Source organism: Leptolyngbya sp. PCC 6406 (assembly GCF_000332095.2).
GTDB lineage: Bacteria > Cyanobacteriota > Cyanobacteriia > Phormidesmidales > Phormidesmidaceae > PCC-6406.
This window is the reverse complement of sequence record NZ_KI913949.1, coordinates 3,689,332-3,702,775: the sequence shown is the minus strand read 5'-3', so window position 1 is coordinate 3,702,775 and position 13,444 is coordinate 3,689,332. Positions and strand designations below refer to the sequence as shown.

15 protein-coding genes are annotated in these 13,444 nt (G+C 54.3%); 7 read left to right on the top strand and 8 right to left on the bottom strand.

The window, feature by feature from the left end; translation table 11 throughout:
• A partial coding sequence (locus tag LEP6406_RS34370) for a pentapeptide repeat-containing protein (RefSeq protein WP_162160891.1) occupies positions 1 to 942 on the bottom strand: 942 nt, incomplete at its 3' end.
• Between LEP6406_RS34370 and LEP6406_RS32245 the strand changes: the two genes are divergently transcribed.
• Positions 933 to 1,169, top strand: a complete 237-nt coding sequence (locus tag LEP6406_RS32245; RefSeq protein ID WP_193364933.1) for an Lrp/AsnC ligand binding domain-containing protein — start codon at positions 933 to 935, stop codon at positions 1,167 to 1,169. The genes LEP6406_RS34370 and LEP6406_RS32245 overlap by 10 nt on opposite strands.
• A 44-nt stretch (positions 1,170 to 1,213) precedes the next feature.
• Here the strand turns inward: LEP6406_RS32245 and LEP6406_RS28480 are convergent, their stop codons facing one another.
• Positions 1,214 to 2,278, bottom strand: coding sequence for a hemolysin family protein (locus LEP6406_RS28480; RefSeq protein WP_225886559.1), 1,065 nt, complete (start codon positions 2,276 to 2,278; stop codon positions 1,214 to 1,216).
• A 286-nt stretch (positions 2,279 to 2,564) separates the two neighbouring features.
• On the opposite strand from LEP6406_RS28480, the gene ilvC reads away from it, so the two are divergent.
• Together ilvC and mscL are read left to right on the top strand one after the other, a co-directional pair.
• Entirely contained in the window at positions 2,565 to 3,560 is a 996-nt protein-coding gene (gene ilvC, locus LEP6406_RS0216310) for a ketol-acid reductoisomerase (RefSeq protein ID WP_008313947.1), read from the top strand.
• A gap of 221 nt (positions 3,561 to 3,781) precedes the next feature.
• Positions 3,782 to 4,231 carry a large conductance mechanosensitive channel protein MscL gene (mscL, locus tag LEP6406_RS0216305; RefSeq protein ID WP_008313945.1) on the top strand — a complete coding sequence of 150 codons (450 nt, stop codon included), beginning with the start codon at positions 3,782 to 3,784 and terminating at the stop codon, positions 4,229 to 4,231.
• A 428-nt stretch (positions 4,232 to 4,659) separates the two neighbouring features.
• Here mscL and cysC read toward each other — a convergent pair whose 3' ends face one another.
• Positions 4,660 to 5,337 (bottom strand): adenylyl-sulfate kinase, encoded by a 678-nt coding sequence (gene cysC, locus LEP6406_RS0216300; protein ID WP_263971189.1) that lies wholly within the window; start codon positions 5,335 to 5,337, stop codon positions 4,660 to 4,662.
• Entirely contained in the window at positions 5,226 to 6,338 is a 1,113-nt protein-coding gene (locus LEP6406_RS0216295; RefSeq protein ID WP_008313940.1) for an AI-2E family transporter, read from the bottom strand. The genes cysC and LEP6406_RS0216295 overlap by 112 nt, the downstream gene beginning before the upstream one ends.
• An 815-nt stretch (positions 6,339 to 7,153) precedes the next feature.
• Between LEP6406_RS0216295 and LEP6406_RS0216290 the strand changes: the two genes are divergently transcribed.
• The 4 genes from LEP6406_RS0216290 to LEP6406_RS0216275 all read left to right on the top strand — a co-directional run bounded on the left by LEP6406_RS0216290 (position 7,154) and on the right by LEP6406_RS0216275 (position 9,884).
• Positions 7,154 to 7,549, top strand: coding sequence for an AbrB family transcriptional regulator (locus tag LEP6406_RS0216290; protein ID WP_008313939.1), 396 nt, complete (start codon positions 7,154 to 7,156; stop codon positions 7,547 to 7,549).
• A 226-nt stretch (positions 7,550 to 7,775) separates the two neighbouring features.
• A complete protein-coding gene (gene hisH, locus LEP6406_RS0216285; protein WP_008313938.1) occupies positions 7,776 to 8,420 on the top strand; it encodes an imidazole glycerol phosphate synthase subunit HisH in 645 nt (214 codons plus the stop codon).
• Positions 8,420 to 9,061: a 16S rRNA (guanine(966)-N(2))-methyltransferase RsmD gene (gene rsmD, locus LEP6406_RS0216280; protein ID WP_008313937.1), complete on the top strand. Its 642-nt coding sequence runs from the start codon at positions 8,420 to 8,422 to the stop codon at positions 9,059 to 9,061. Before hisH ends, rsmD begins: the two co-directional genes overlap by 1 nt.
• Positions 9,030 to 9,884, top strand: a complete 855-nt coding sequence (locus LEP6406_RS0216275; protein ID WP_008313935.1) for a sulfurtransferase — start codon at positions 9,030 to 9,032, stop codon at positions 9,882 to 9,884. The genes rsmD and LEP6406_RS0216275 overlap by 32 nt, the downstream gene beginning before the upstream one ends.
• 71 nt (positions 9,885 to 9,955) lie before the next feature.
• Here the strand turns inward: LEP6406_RS0216275 and LEP6406_RS0216270 are convergent, their stop codons facing one another.
• The 4 genes from LEP6406_RS0216270 to hisB form a co-directional block, all read right to left on the bottom strand.
• The gene (locus LEP6406_RS0216270; protein WP_008313933.1) at positions 9,956 to 10,531 is read right to left on the bottom strand and encodes a hypothetical protein; all 576 of its coding nucleotides are present in this window, start codon (positions 10,529 to 10,531) and stop codon (positions 9,956 to 9,958) included.
• Complete coding sequence (locus LEP6406_RS0216265) at positions 10,532 to 11,908, bottom strand: hypothetical protein (RefSeq protein WP_155834706.1); 1,377 nt, start codon at positions 11,906 to 11,908, stop codon at positions 10,532 to 10,534.
• 437 nt (positions 11,909 to 12,345) lie between these two features.
• Entirely contained in the window at positions 12,346 to 12,624 is a 279-nt protein-coding gene (locus LEP6406_RS0216260; protein ID WP_008313930.1) for a hypothetical protein, read from the bottom strand.
• A 150-nt stretch (positions 12,625 to 12,774) separates the two neighbouring features.
• A complete protein-coding gene (gene hisB, locus LEP6406_RS0216255) occupies positions 12,775 to 13,416 on the bottom strand; it encodes an imidazoleglycerol-phosphate dehydratase HisB (protein ID WP_008313929.1) in 642 nt (213 codons plus the stop codon).
• Positions 13,417 to 13,444: the final 28 nt, after the last annotated feature.

Below are 13,444 nucleotides of genomic sequence, written 5' to 3'. Positions count from 1 at the left end.
AGTCAAATCGGCCCCGCTAAAGCTGGTGCCACCCAGGGTTGTGAGCCTGAGACCCCAGTCTCGGAGTTGGCTGGGCCGTTGAGTGCTTGTGCCCAGCCAACGATAGGTATAGATGCAAAGAAATAGGATGACGCCCAACATGATCCCAGTCACCGTCATCACGATCTCAAGGGGAACGACTCTATCTTTGGAGAGCTGAAACGAATCTTCTGCTCCCAGAATTACGCCGCCTAGGCCAGTCAAGATCACCAAGAGGCTACCAAGCCAATCGCCAAACTCGGCGACGTTGTCGTTTGGATCAGCCACGCCCATGGCCGCAGCGCCAACCAGCCAAACCATAAAAAATATGACCAGCGCCCGGTCTATGCTCCCAATGGCATCCATCACCGAGATTGCCGTTGAACGATTCTCTAGCAGCATCAACGCCATCAATACGGCGATGGGGAACGAGATAGCCGCTGCCATCAGCAGGTTGCCAGCATTATCGCCCGCAACCCACAGAGCCAAACGCACCAAAAGATTCGCTGCTAAAATCAGCACCACAGGAATGATGACAACTAGGCCCAGGACGATTACCCCAAGCACCGTTTGGGGATCATACTGGCCCAGGGTGACCCCAGCTATGGAAATCGTGATCTCGGTGGTGATGAACCCAATCGCTGCTGTCAGCACCAGGGCCAAGATCAGCTTTAGCCCTCCCCAGATCTGTGGCAAACCGCCCTTAGTGTGGCTGAAATCTGCTTTGTGCAGTATCGCCCGCTCAAAGTTAGCGCCGCGAATATCGGTCCCGCTAAAATCAGCCCGCGATAGCGTTTGCCCTTGCAGGTTGGCCCCCCGCAAAATCGCCCCACCAAAATTGCGCTGGCCCTCGGCATAGAGCTGGGCCACGGTTCTACCCCTCAGGCGTTTGCCGTGGTAAGGGCCATAGACAATTGCACTCATCTCACGTTTTACCCTCCGCTGCCGCCCCCAACGATGGTGCTATAGGGGCTCTCTGGGCACAGTGTACCCAGAGAAGCGACGACTACCTGCTCAAAGTCCGCTGCCAAGGCACCCGAGGATTAGAAGCCCTAATTACCCACGGCCTTAAACAAATCCCTGGCGTCCACCGCACCCGCACCACTATCGTCCTCTCCAGCATTAAAGAAACCATCGCCCTTCCGGTGTAAATCCAAGGCAAAAACTCCCCCACTCCCCCACTCCCCATCACGGGTCACCCGGCAACAAGGGCAACCACCCTTCGGCTCCGCCAACGGCTCTGTTGCTCCTCCAGGGTCACGAGTCCGACGGTACCGCCATACTCATCAACGACGATCGCGATATGAAGTCGGCGTTGCAGCATTTCCTTCAGCAGAGCGCCCACAGTCTGAATCTCGGGGACATAGAAGGGGTGAGTCATGGCAATGGTGACAGGACCATCGCCCTGATCCGTGGCTTTACGATGGGCTAGTTCCTGTAGGGCACGTTTCAGGTGAACAATGCCCACAATCTGATCCTTCGAGTCTTCCTGCACCGGAATGCGGGAATGGCCCGTCCTGAGACAGAGTTGTACCAAATCCTCCAAACTGGCTTGGTGGCTAATGGTTTGCATGTCAATGCGCGATTTCACCACGTCACGAGCTTGGCGCTGGTCGAGGCGCAGAGCCCGGTTGAGCAACTGACGCTTTTCAAGATCAAGTTTGCCGTGGCCCCCCAGAACATCGATGAGCAACTGCAAATCTCGCACCGACTCCGTTTGTGGTCTGGAATTGCCCTGGAAAAGGCGCACCAATCGAGTCGTGACACTTTCTAACACTTGGATAATGCCCAGGGCTGAAAGTAGTCGTGATAGCCAGTAGATTGGCCCCACCGCAAGGCGAAAGAAGGCCAATACATTGTTAATGGCGAGGGACTTGGGGGTGATCTCGCCAAAGATCAGCAACAGCAGCGTCACCACCCCCGCCGCGATTCCCAACCCTGCACTGCCAAACCAGATCGCAAACAGGTTACTGGTGAGAATGGCGGACAGGTTGTTCACCAGGTTGTTGCCCACCAGCAGCGTGGTGATAAAGCGGGTGCGCTGGTTCAGTACCAGGGTGAATAAACGGTCAGGATCCCCTGTTTCCTGAATCAAGGCTCGCAGTTTCAGATTATCGAAGGCGGTGATGGCAGTTTCTGAGCCGGAAAAGAAGGCAGATAGGACCACCAGAAGCACCAGGGCGGTCAAGTCCATCCACACGGTACCGAGGAGCGGCGTCACCGCCAAGATTGACAAGATTGGAAGGGAGATAAAGGTCACAGGGGGTAAGGCTGGGGGGAGGACAGCCAAAAGGAGGAGAATCACTATCCTGCGATGATACCGCTAGAGTCTCTCAGAGCGAGGTGCAATGGTCAGGGACTGGCCCCAAGGAACTGGCCCCCAAGAGCTAGTCCATCTCCCTGGCCACTCGGCAAAACCTTTTGTAAAAACATCGGCTCCGAAGCGCCCCGTATCCTTTGATAGAATTATGGGCTTGTGGCGGCTGCAACCCATCCCCCCTCATCCACAGTTATCTAGGCACCGATCTAGGCAAGGAGTTAACGATATGGCCCGCATGTACTACGACAGTGACGCAAACCTGGACCTCCTCAACGGTAAAACCGTAGCCATTATCGGCTACGGTTCCCAGGGTCACGCCCACGCCCTCAACCTCAAGGACAGTGGCGTCAATGTCATTGTGGGCCTCTACGACGGCAGCCGCTCTGTGGCCAAAGCAGAAGCGGAGGGATTGACGGTGAAGTCCGTCGCCGATGCTGCCAAAGCAGCGGACTGGATCATGATTCTGCTGCCAGACGAAGTCCAGAAGCAGATCTACAAAGCCGAGATTGCCCCCAATCTAGAGGCAGGCAACGTCCTGTTATTTGCCCACGGCTTCAATATTAACTTTGGCCAGATCGTCCCCCCCTCCGATGTGGATGTGGTCATGGTTGCCCCCAAAGGCCCCGGCCACCTCGTCCGCCGCACCTACACTGAGGGCCAAGGGGTGCCCTGTTTGTTTGCGGTGTACCAAGACGCCACCGGACAAGCCCGCGATCGCGCCATGGCCTACGCCAAGGGCATCGGCGGCACCCGCGCCGGAATTCTGGAAACCACCTTCCGGGAAGAGACCGAAACCGACCTTTTCGGCGAACAGGTGGTCCTCTGCGGCGGTCTCAGTGAGTTAATTAAATCCGGGTTCCAAACCCTGGTGGAAGCGGGTTATCAGCCGGAACTAGCCTATTTTGAATGTCTCCATGAGGTAAAACTCATTGTGGACTTGGTGGTAGAAGGTGGCCTTGCCACCATGCGCGATAGCATCTCCAACACTGCTGAGTACGGTGACTACACCCGAGGACCGCGCATCATCACCGATGAGACTCGGGCGGAGATGAAAAAAATTCTTAAGGAGATTCAAACCGGGCAGTTTGCGCGGGAGTTTGTCCTTGAAAGCCAATCTGGCAATGCGGGCTTTACCGCCATGCGCCGCCGGGAAGCCGAGCACCCTATTGAGGAAGTCGGCAAAGACCTCCGCGCCATGTTTAGCTGGCTGAAAAAGGTCTAAGGTTATTTTCCAAAAAGAAACTCCCTGACTTGGGCGCACAGCCGTGCGCCCCTGGAACATTCCCGTTAACCGTAGAGTGGGAACTGCCCCCCAGATATGGTCCACTAGAAAGCAGCAAGCCAGTCCAGATGCTGGCTCTATCCCCATTTTGGATCCGGCTCAAAATAGTTTAAACATCAGGATTGTAGATACAGTAAGACGCACTACCCAGGACGGAACCCATGAGTATTCGACGCGGACGACGGGCAAGTAGTGGATTTCTTGCTGATTTCCAGAGCTTTATCATGCGGGGCAATGTCATTGACCTAGCCGTTGCGGTGATTATCGGCGGGGCCTTTGGCAAAATTATCGAGTCCCTGGTGGCCAATATCATTACTCCTGCCATCCTCACTCCGGCCATGCAGGCGGCGGGAGTGGATAAGCTAGAAAATCTTGCTGTCGGCACGGTGCAGTACGGCCTCTTTCTCGCCGCTATCATTAATTTTGTTGTTATCGCCTTCTGCCTATTTCTCGTGGTACGCGCCTTTGAGCAAGCGAAAAAGCGTCTGGAGCGGGAGGAAGTTGTCGCCGCTGAAATGCCGGACCCGACCCCCGACCCCGCCATTACAGCTCAAGAAAACCTCACCCAGGCCATCCAACGCCTCACTACTGTCATGGAGCAAAAGGGCTAGGGGCTATGGACAATCAAAGCCAGATTCCTGGTTATGGGGCGGTTATAGCCCCTAGCTTGCTTCAGTAGGGCTTGCGTGGTCATGCCTACCCCGCAAGCGTTTCCTCCTTGGCAAACTCAGGAAAGATCTCAACCGACCACCGATACGTCCAGGCAGCAAAGGTACGAGCACTGTCTCCAGGCAGGGCTGCTGCTGCTGCCCTAAATTAGGCATGAAACCTGCGCCTAATTCAGGGGTTTCTATGAAGTCCGGTTAAACACCCCCATTTCCAATCCAGGAATCTTTAGGGGCGCAGGGCTCTGCGCCCGATGCAGCCCGATGCAGCCCGATGCAGCCCGATGCAGCCCGATGCAGTATGTAAGGCGATTAGCCGGACTTGATATTATGGGGTGATCAGCTGACTCAGAAATGGCGTCTAGAGGTGGTAGCTAGACCGCGATCGCAGTAGGACTGAGATAGCCTAGTTCCTCTAGCTTGGCGATGACCTTAGCAACGCTTTCCTCCAGAGTTTCCTGGTGGGTTTCGCAGTTCACTTCAGGCTGGGTAGGGGGCTCGTAGGGGTCATCAATGCCTGTGAACTGCTTGATCTCCCCAGCCCGAGCCCGCTTGTAGAGCCCCTTGACATCCCGCGACTCACAGACTTCTAAGGGCGCACTCACATACACCTCTACAAAGTTACCGATGGTGGCGCGCACCTCTTCCCGCACCGCCCGATAGGGAGAAATGGCAGACACCAGCACAATGACTCCATTGCGCGTCAGCAGATGGGAGACAAAGCCAATGCGGCGGATATTAATGTCGCGATCTTCCTTGCTGAAGCCCAGTCCCTTGGTGAGGTTAGTGCGGACAATATCGCCGTCGAGGACTTCAAGTTTGCACCTGCGATCGCGCAATGCCTCAGCCAGGGCATCAGTGATCGTACTTTTCCCTGCGCCGCTCAGACCCGTTAGCCAAACTGTGACGCCACGATGTTCCATAATACCGATTCTGTCTCCTAAGGTTGCGTGAATAGCGGATTTACTGTTTCCGTTGGTTGATGACGTTCCGCCATCAACTTGGGGCGCAGGTATAAATTTTCTAACAGCACCGCCCCTCCCGCAATCCAAGGCGGCACGATCAGCGCCCCAATGATGCCCAAAACCTGTGTTCCCCCTAACACGGCCAGCAGTTGATAGAGGGGATGGACCCCGACGGAAGAAGCCACCAACAGCGGATCCAGCACATAGGTCTCTAGGTTTTGGATGACGATATACAGCAGCAAAACCCATAGAATTATCCATCCCCCTTGGGAAATTGCCACCACTAGGGCCGGAATCGCCCCCAAAAATGGCCCCAAGAACGGAATTAGATTTGTCACTCCCGCGATCGCACCCAACCCCAAAGCAAATTCCGACAGTCCTAACATACTGAGGCTAACGGTGGTGGCAATGGACAAAATAGCAGAAACCAGCAGCCGTCCCCGAATATAGCTCCCAATTCGATTGCTAATGGGGGCCACCTGAGCCTCGATGCGATCATCCCAAGGGGCAGGCAAGAGGCGCACAAAATTTTTCACCAAGGTACGGCTATCCGCCAGCATATATCCCGACACGAAGAGGGCCAAAATCAGGCTAAAGACCCCCCCCACAATCCCCGTCGTTACACTATAGGATCGAACCAACAACCGCTGGCTAGACCGAATCGCCCAGCTCGTCAACCCCTGTACATCTAGCACCTGATTCAGCAGCTCACTGGCCAATTCAGGGCGCTGATCATTAAAGGCAATCACCCAGCCTTCCACTGATTCCAGGACCTTGCGCAGGGACACAGGAATTTGCCGCACCAAGAGTTGAATCTGCTCCACCACCGTCGGTCCAACCAGGAGTACAATCCCCACAATTACGGCTAGGATTGACAGATAGGTCAACACAACCCCCAGCCAGCGGGGAACTCGAAAACGCTCCGCCCAATTCACAACGGGGGCAATCGAGGCCGCCAATACTACGGAAATCATTAACATTATCAGTAAACTGCGGAGTTGCCAGCCAATCAATAACAGTGGCACCGCCGCTAACAACCAAGCTAAGTTGCTTACCGACAGCGTGATGCGTTGTTCATCGGATTGCATCCTGGTCTACCCTCAGGTGTTAAAGAATCTGTCAATTCATCTTCTGTCAATTTATCTATAGCAGATTTAAGAGGCCGATAAACTTAGAAATCGATCTCAGAGTGTTTCTGCTCAAGCCCTGTCACGCATCTGAGCAGAGTAGAGCCCAGAGCCTGAATCAGTCAGCACGACATCGCTTTGCTCTATCGCATTGACCCAATCCAAGGAATGATTTTTGGGATGGCATAGTCTCAAGTCCTTTGCCCTAGGGCGGTTATGAGGCTCAAAGACCAGTCCTCAAAGGCCATCATAATTATTCAGCCGATGCCGGACCTGGGTGCTGCTGCCAGACAAAAACGTCGGAATTCAAGGTAGCAAGCCTTCCCCTGTCCCCTCCTTCCTCACTCAGTGGAAAGCGGTGACACCCCCATGAAATCGCCTAGGATAGGGGGTGTCAAACCTGGGCCGGATTCCCAAAACCCTATTTCTGCAACACTTGGATCCCGGCAAGCAAGTCGCCCAGATATCTTTAATTGAAGTGCTCTCTCTGAAGCCATAGAGCTGTTGATGATTGGGACCCGTACCGATGGAACCCTTACCTCTATGGCGCTGCCAGGATGGACCGGGTAGAACCTGTTGAAGCCAGTTGGGACTAGCAAGAAAGGCCGATCGGAAAGAACTCTAGAGATTTTTTCACTTAGAATTGGATAAGGGAAAAGAAAATCGGATATTATTAGTCCCTAATCGACGACTTTTGTGTATGCTTAAGCAGCTTCGGATTTGTACAGGTCCGGATGTATTGTTTAATAAGTGATTGCAGCGATGAGGTTCCTTAGATGATCGATACCCAAACTGCTCCTCTGGCCGGCAAGGAATTGCTTCAGAAGGTCAAGGAGCTGACGCACCTAAACAAACGCGACACCGCCAAGGAATGCGGCTACTATTCCACCACTAAGACGGGTAAAACCCGTATTGATCTGACCGGCTTCTATGACGCTCTGCTGGCAGCTCGTGGAATTTCTCTGGAACCTGAAAAGAAAAAGGATGGCCGGGGTCGGGAAGCAACCTACCGAGTTAGCGTCCACAAAAATGGTCAGATTGTGATTGGTGCGGCCTACACCCAAGAGATGGGCTTGAATCCTGGAGATGAGTTTGAAATCAAGGTGGGCTACAAACACATTCACCTCAAGCAGTTGGGTGAAGGCAGTTCTACTGAAGATGAAGACGAGTAACCGCTAGCGAGTCCCGGTCGTTTCTAAAGCAACCGAGGATCAATTGACCTAGAATTTTCTCCTTAAATGGACGGCGTAAGCCTATGTCAGGAGAGAATGACAAGGACATAGACACATCTCAAAAGCAGGAGTCCTACGTCAGGTTAGGGGCTCCTGCTTTTCGCTTCCCAAAAAGGCAAGTCAGGATTGTAGGATGGGAGCAGATCTGTGCCCAGGAGAATTCACTATGGCTCGCATTGCTGTCATTGATTACGATATGGGCAATCTCCACTCTGCCTGCAAAGGACTAGAGCAGGCCGGTGCCGAACCCTACGTAACTGATCGAGCAGCGGATCTATTGCAGGCGGATGCCGTCGTATTGCCGGGGGTCGGAGCCTTTGACCCCGCGATTCAGCATTTGCGATCGCGTGATTTGATTCAGCCCATTCGCGATGTCATTGCCAGTGGCAAGCCTTTTTTGGGCATTTGTCTAGGATTGCAAGTTCTTTTTGAGGGCAGTGAAGAGGGGCTGGAATCGGGTTTGGGATTGGTGCCGGGATGGATTCGCCATTTTCAAAAGGAACCTGGCATCACGATTCCCCACATGGGTTGGAATCAGTTGGAATTCCCCCAAGCCCAATCGCAGCTTTGGCAGGGGGTAGAAGGGGGGGAATGGGTCTATTTTGTCCATTCCTACTATGCAGAGCCCGAGGACAGCGCAGTGATTGCGGCAACGGTTACCCATGGGTCTCAACAGGTGACAGCCGCGATCGCGCAGGATAATCTGATGGCGGTCCAGTTTCACCCGGAAAAATCCTCTCAGACAGGACTGAAGCTCCTCAGCAACTTCGTCGCAGTGGTGGCTAAGCGCCCCGCCACTGTGGGGCGCTAATGGCCCTGCGCATCTACGGCAACCGGGTGCTCAAGACCCTCTCGGGGCAAGAAACCCGGCCCACAGCAGCACGGGTGCGGGAGGCGGTATTCAATATTTGGCAGGGCTCGATTGCCGGGTGCCAATGGTTAGACCTCTGTGCCGGCAATGGCGTCATGGGGGCAGAAGCCCTTTGTCGAGGAGCCCAGTACGTGGTAGGTATTGAGCAATCGGCCCTAGCCTGTCGAACCATTCGCGCCAATTGGCAATTGGTCAGCCAGCCCGATCAACGCCATGTGGTTTGGCAGCGAGAAGTTTTGACCTGTCTCCCCCGACTCCGGGGGCAGCAGTTTGACCACATCTATCTGGATCCTCCCTACCACAGCGATCTCTACGATCCCCTACTGGCTGCCATTATTCGCTATGATCTTCTGGCTCCGGAAGGGGAACTGGTGGCGGAGCACGATCACCATTGGCGACCGGAGGAGATACCGGGGCTGTGGCTCTGTCGCCAAAAAACCTATGGCCGGACAAACCTGTCTTTTTTTCAGAGATCGCAACTTCTGCCCCCGCAGTATCCTAACGGCCAGATTGAGTCCCTGAAGTCCGATTGTCCAAATCCGATTGTCCATGAGCCTGTCTCTCCCTACCCCCTTAGTTGATGCCGCCTGGGTTGCAGACCATCTTGATCACCCTGACCTCGTGATTCTGGACTGCCGATTCTCCCTGGCGGATCCGGAGCTAGGGCGGCGGCAATATCAGGAGAGACATCTGCCAGGGGCGCACTATTTGCATCTAAACCAGGATCTTTCTAGTCCGGTGCAGACCCATGGGGGACGCCATCCCTTACCCGATCTCGCGGATTTAGTCCCCAAGCTAGAACGGTGTGGGGTGAGATCGCCAAAGAACGGCCCATTAGGGCCATTACACCCACCTACCGCCGTCATTGTCTACGATGATTTTCGAGGAGCCTTTGCATCGCGGCTCTGGTGGCTATTGCACTATCTGGGCCACGATACCGTAGCCGTGTTGCAGGGGGGCTATTCCGGCTGGCAGCGGGCAGGGTTACCTACCACCACACAACTACCGCCTCCCAGTTCAGAACTATTTCAGCCCCGGCCCCAGAAGAACTGGGTAGTGGACCATGCCACCGCTGAGGCCCTAAACCAGCAATCCGGTGTGACCCTGGTAGATGCGCGATCGCCGGAACGCTTTCGGGGAGAGCAGGAACCCATTGACCCCATCGCCGGGTCAATTCCCGGTGCCATTAATTCTTTTTGGCAGCAGGTGGTGGATGAGGAGGGCGTATTTTTGCCCCCAGCCAATCTTCAAGCCCACTGGGCACCCCTAGACAGTACCGAAGTAGTGATGTACTGCGGTTCAGGGGTGACAGCCTGCGTCAATCTGCTGTCGCGGGTGGCAGCAGGCTACCCCATGGACAGACTCTACGTGGGGGGATGGAGCGACTGGTGTTCCTATTTGTAAGGGCGCGAATACAGTGGACTATAGGCACTGGACGGTAGGCCAGATAGAACGCGCTCCATTAAAAGCAGTGGTCATACTGACAGCAGCGTTATCGTAAACGCATCCGTCGAACGCAAGAGGACAGCATCTTTCTTGCCATCGGCGACCCAAGACATGGGAAACAACATCGTCACGTGGTACTCACCAGCAGCAAGCGGTATGGGCATATTGCTCTGAGTATTCCGCAACATATACCCTATCCTCAACCCCAAGATCAGCGTCGATCCGCTATGTAGGTCAAACTTACTCGCAGTCAACGCCTCCTCCACCGTGATGCTCTCTTCATCAAGGTCGACATTCGTCACCGCAAGATATTTGGCCTTTGTCGCTGGTGTACGCCGGGGTCCATTGATCTTCGCGGCACGAGGCGGTGCACCTATCGTCACCGGCCAGCCTTCCCCATCGGTCATCTGGTAACTCACTGACTCATAGGGGTTGCTGAGTTGGATAGAGGTGTCTGATTCGTTCGTGACCTTGAGCCGAAAGTCAAGGCATTGGGTTGAGGAAGACTGCTGATCAATGCACTCGACCTTGACAGTCAGAGGAATATCAGATGTGTGCGGGGGATCGGACTCCACTGGCACGAACCCAACTTTTATCTCGCTCATTTAATACGGAGTCCAAGTGTATTTAACAGGAATCGCCTTCTTCCCATTCTTCACACGGAAGGCGTTAATCTTATCGATCATGGGGCGGCTTGCCTTCTCCTCACCCTTCTGTGCAGCCCCTTGATGATCATCGCCAATAAGCTCAACATACTTGGCATCCCAAAGATCCCGCAAACCAGCAAGCGTAGCTGCATAGGCAGGGAGCGCTTTAATGGCAGCAAGGGCAGCATCCTTGTCGCCTACTGTATCCGGCACGGTGAGCAGGGAAAACCGCCGCTGAATCTCTGGGGCAACGAACCTGAGTGCTGGCAGAACTCGGGTTTCGTGCACGCTTTCATGCCCATCAACAGCACTGGCCATATAGTATGGCGGACCAAAGGTGGCAAGGAGACACTTAATTTGCCTGCGGGAGTTCGCCAGAGTTGTCTCACCAGGTCCACCGCCCCCCGGTCCAGTCACCTCGTGAACCCCTGCGGGCAACTGAATGATTTTGCTGTAGGGGCCGATAACCTGGGTCACCTCAGCATGCCAAGCTGAATCTTGCTGAACGGCGGTGACCTTGAGCTCTGCTTCGCCAATATCCTCAGTGTCGCACACGCCATAGTCAGTGGGATCGATAAGAGCATTCGCGTTTGGTCCGGCTGGTACGATTCGCTTCACCGCAACATCCGGCAAGTTTTTTACAATAGCCTTGACCCCATAAACAGCTCGGGCAAGCAGACTACCCATGCCTCCGCGCAGACTGCCTCGATAGTTCTCGTTATCGTCACCCTTGTGCTTCGTATCTTCACGGCTTGCCTTCGCCTGTTTACCCTGGGCGGTGGCAAGCTCGCGTTCTTCCTCTTGTTCCTCTCGCAATGCATCCTGGTGGAGCTGTTCAATTACTTGAGGGTCATTTCTGTCAATCTTGGGGTTGGCGGCTGGACACATGTACTTGTTGTCCTGCTCTCGGCGTTGGATCGTCGGCTGAGCAAAATCTCCATTCTGCTGAACCCCATGAATTGACTCATGAGGAGCCATGAAACCCTGCTTCCCTGGATTTCTCCAGTCATACGCCCCTTGGCGAAAGAATACATCCTGCCCTGGGGCAATTTCCGGCTGGGTCTGTAGTGTCTCGTTGTCTTGGTCCTCTTGCCGCTGTGCAGTAATGGCCTGAGTTGCCGTTGGCGTCGGCCTCTGGATCTGCTCCACCACTTGGGTCGCTACTTGATCAGCCTCTTGCTCATACCGATCATGGGGTTGGCCAATCGCTAGCTTGGCCTGAATGGGTGCAACAGATTTAGAGGGCTGGGGGTGTGGCGCGTTGCGAGCGAGGATTTCCAACACGTTTGGTTTCCCCTTTGTCTGTTCCGTGCGCTGCGCCCAAAAATCATCCATTTTGGCTTGCAGCCCCCCTAGTCTTTCCTGCTCTAGAGGCGTAATCGTGCCATTCCCTTCCTTAAGTTGGAGGCCAAACGCCTCAAATTTATTTTGATTGAAAGCTTTATTCTCTACATCTTCTTGGGGGGGAGATGTTTGAGTATTCTGTTGCGATTGGTCAGAAAAGGGACGGGACGGGAAATCAGAGCTTTTCCCCTGGCTTAGAGGATTCCACACGGGGGATCTCCGGATGCTCTCATGCGTCATCTTGCACCTCGCCTAAACCAATGACTTATTAAAACTATATAGCGCGCTTGCGGGAATTGTGAAAATCAGCAGGGTGTATAGCGATCCTGCATGAGCTTTGAGTAAGCCTCTGAAACCCTTGAAACCAGGTTGTTACTTTCGGTTAATGCTGGATTTTTGAGACACCCCTAATGTTAACAGCCTGTGTTCTAGGCGGAATAGAACTTCATGATGGAGGTGTCGAAGCTTTCGTGACACTTGCGCTCGACCCAAATCTTGTAGAGATTGGCGTTGGCGGTCAGGAGGGTGTAATGGTTGTGGCTAAGGCGGCCCGCTAGGGCGATGGCCTCTTGGCGCTGATCTGACAGAAAGACCCCTGCCAATTTCAGAACCTGATCTTCATAGAACGCTGCTTCGTGAATTTCGTGGTTGTAGCAAAACCGAAATACCTGAACCGAAGACAAGGGAGCGATATGGAGGTTAAGCATTTTCAGGGGTGGTAGATGGTGATGTATCTGGAGAGGGGCCTATCTGACCCCAGTATTAGTCGCAGCTAGGAATCTGACACCCTCGCCGCTAGAAGTTCATGGAATCTATATGCTTCGATGAACCTGACTTTAAGGATAGGGGGTTTGGAGCTAGAGGACGCCCTTGGAGCTGGGGATTTGGCTGGCGCGACGGGGGTCTATCTCTGTTGCCATGCGGATCGCCCGAGCAAAGGCTTTGAAGGTAGCCTCGATGATGTGGTGGGAGTTGAGGCCGTCGAGCTGACGAATGTGGAGGGTGATCTGGGCGTGGTTGACTATGGCCACAAAAAATTCCCGCACCAGTTGGGTATCGTAGGTGCCCACCCGCTCTGTTGGAATATCCAAGCCGTAGCTGAGGTGGGGTCGCCCGGAAAAGTCCAGCGAAACCTGGACCAGGGCTTCGTCAAGGGGGGCAATGAAGTGGCCAAAGCGCACAATACCTTTGCGATCACCTAGGGCTTCCTTCAGCGCCATCCCTAGGGTGATGCCCACATCTTCATTGGTGTGGTGGTCGTCAATCTCGTAGTCTCCCTGGGCTTGCACCTGGAGGTCCACTAGTCCATGGGAGGCAAGTTGGTGCAGCATGTGGTCTAGGAAGGGTACCCCCGTCGCCACAATGCACTGTCCGGTCCCATCCAGGTTGAGACTCACCTGGACGTCGGTTTCTCCGGTGGTACGGCTGACGCTGGCACGGCGGGCAGTTAGGGCAAATTCAGGTTCAAGGGACAGGGATTGGCGATCGCGGATTTGCATGGTGGTGGCTCAGAAAAGGGAAAAGGAT

Coding starts and splice junctions, on each gene's coding strand:
- ilvC (WP_008313947.1), top strand. CDS start 2,565: ATGGCCCGCATGTACTACGACAGTGACGCAAACCTGGACCTCCTCAAC.
- mscL (WP_008313945.1), top strand. CDS start 3,782: ATGAGTATTCGACGCGGACGACGGGCAAGTAGTGGATTTCTTGCTGAT.
- LEP6406_RS0216295 (WP_008313940.1), bottom strand. CDS start 6,338: ATGCAATCCGATGAACAACGCATCACGCTGTCGGTAAGCAACTTAGCT.
- LEP6406_RS0216290 (WP_008313939.1), top strand. CDS start 7,154: ATGATCGATACCCAAACTGCTCCTCTGGCCGGCAAGGAATTGCTTCAG.
- hisH (WP_008313938.1), top strand. CDS start 7,776: ATGGCTCGCATTGCTGTCATTGATTACGATATGGGCAATCTCCACTCT.
- rsmD (WP_008313937.1), top strand. CDS start 8,420: ATGGCCCTGCGCATCTACGGCAACCGGGTGCTCAAGACCCTCTCGGGG.
- LEP6406_RS0216275 (WP_008313935.1), top strand. CDS start 9,030: ATGAGCCTGTCTCTCCCTACCCCCTTAGTTGATGCCGCCTGGGTTGCA.
- LEP6406_RS0216270 (WP_008313933.1), bottom strand. CDS start 10,531: ATGAGCGAGATAAAAGTTGGGTTCGTGCCAGTGGAGTCCGATCCCCCG.
- LEP6406_RS0216265 (WP_155834706.1), bottom strand. CDS start 11,908: ATGGATGATTTTTGGGCGCAGCGCACGGAACAGACAAAGGGGAAACCA.
- LEP6406_RS0216260 (WP_008313930.1), bottom strand. CDS start 12,624: ATGCTTAACCTCCATATCGCTCCCTTGTCTTCGGTTCAGGTATTTCGG.
- hisB (WP_008313929.1), bottom strand. CDS start 13,416: ATGCAAATCCGCGATCGCCAATCCCTGTCCCTTGAACCTGAATTTGCC.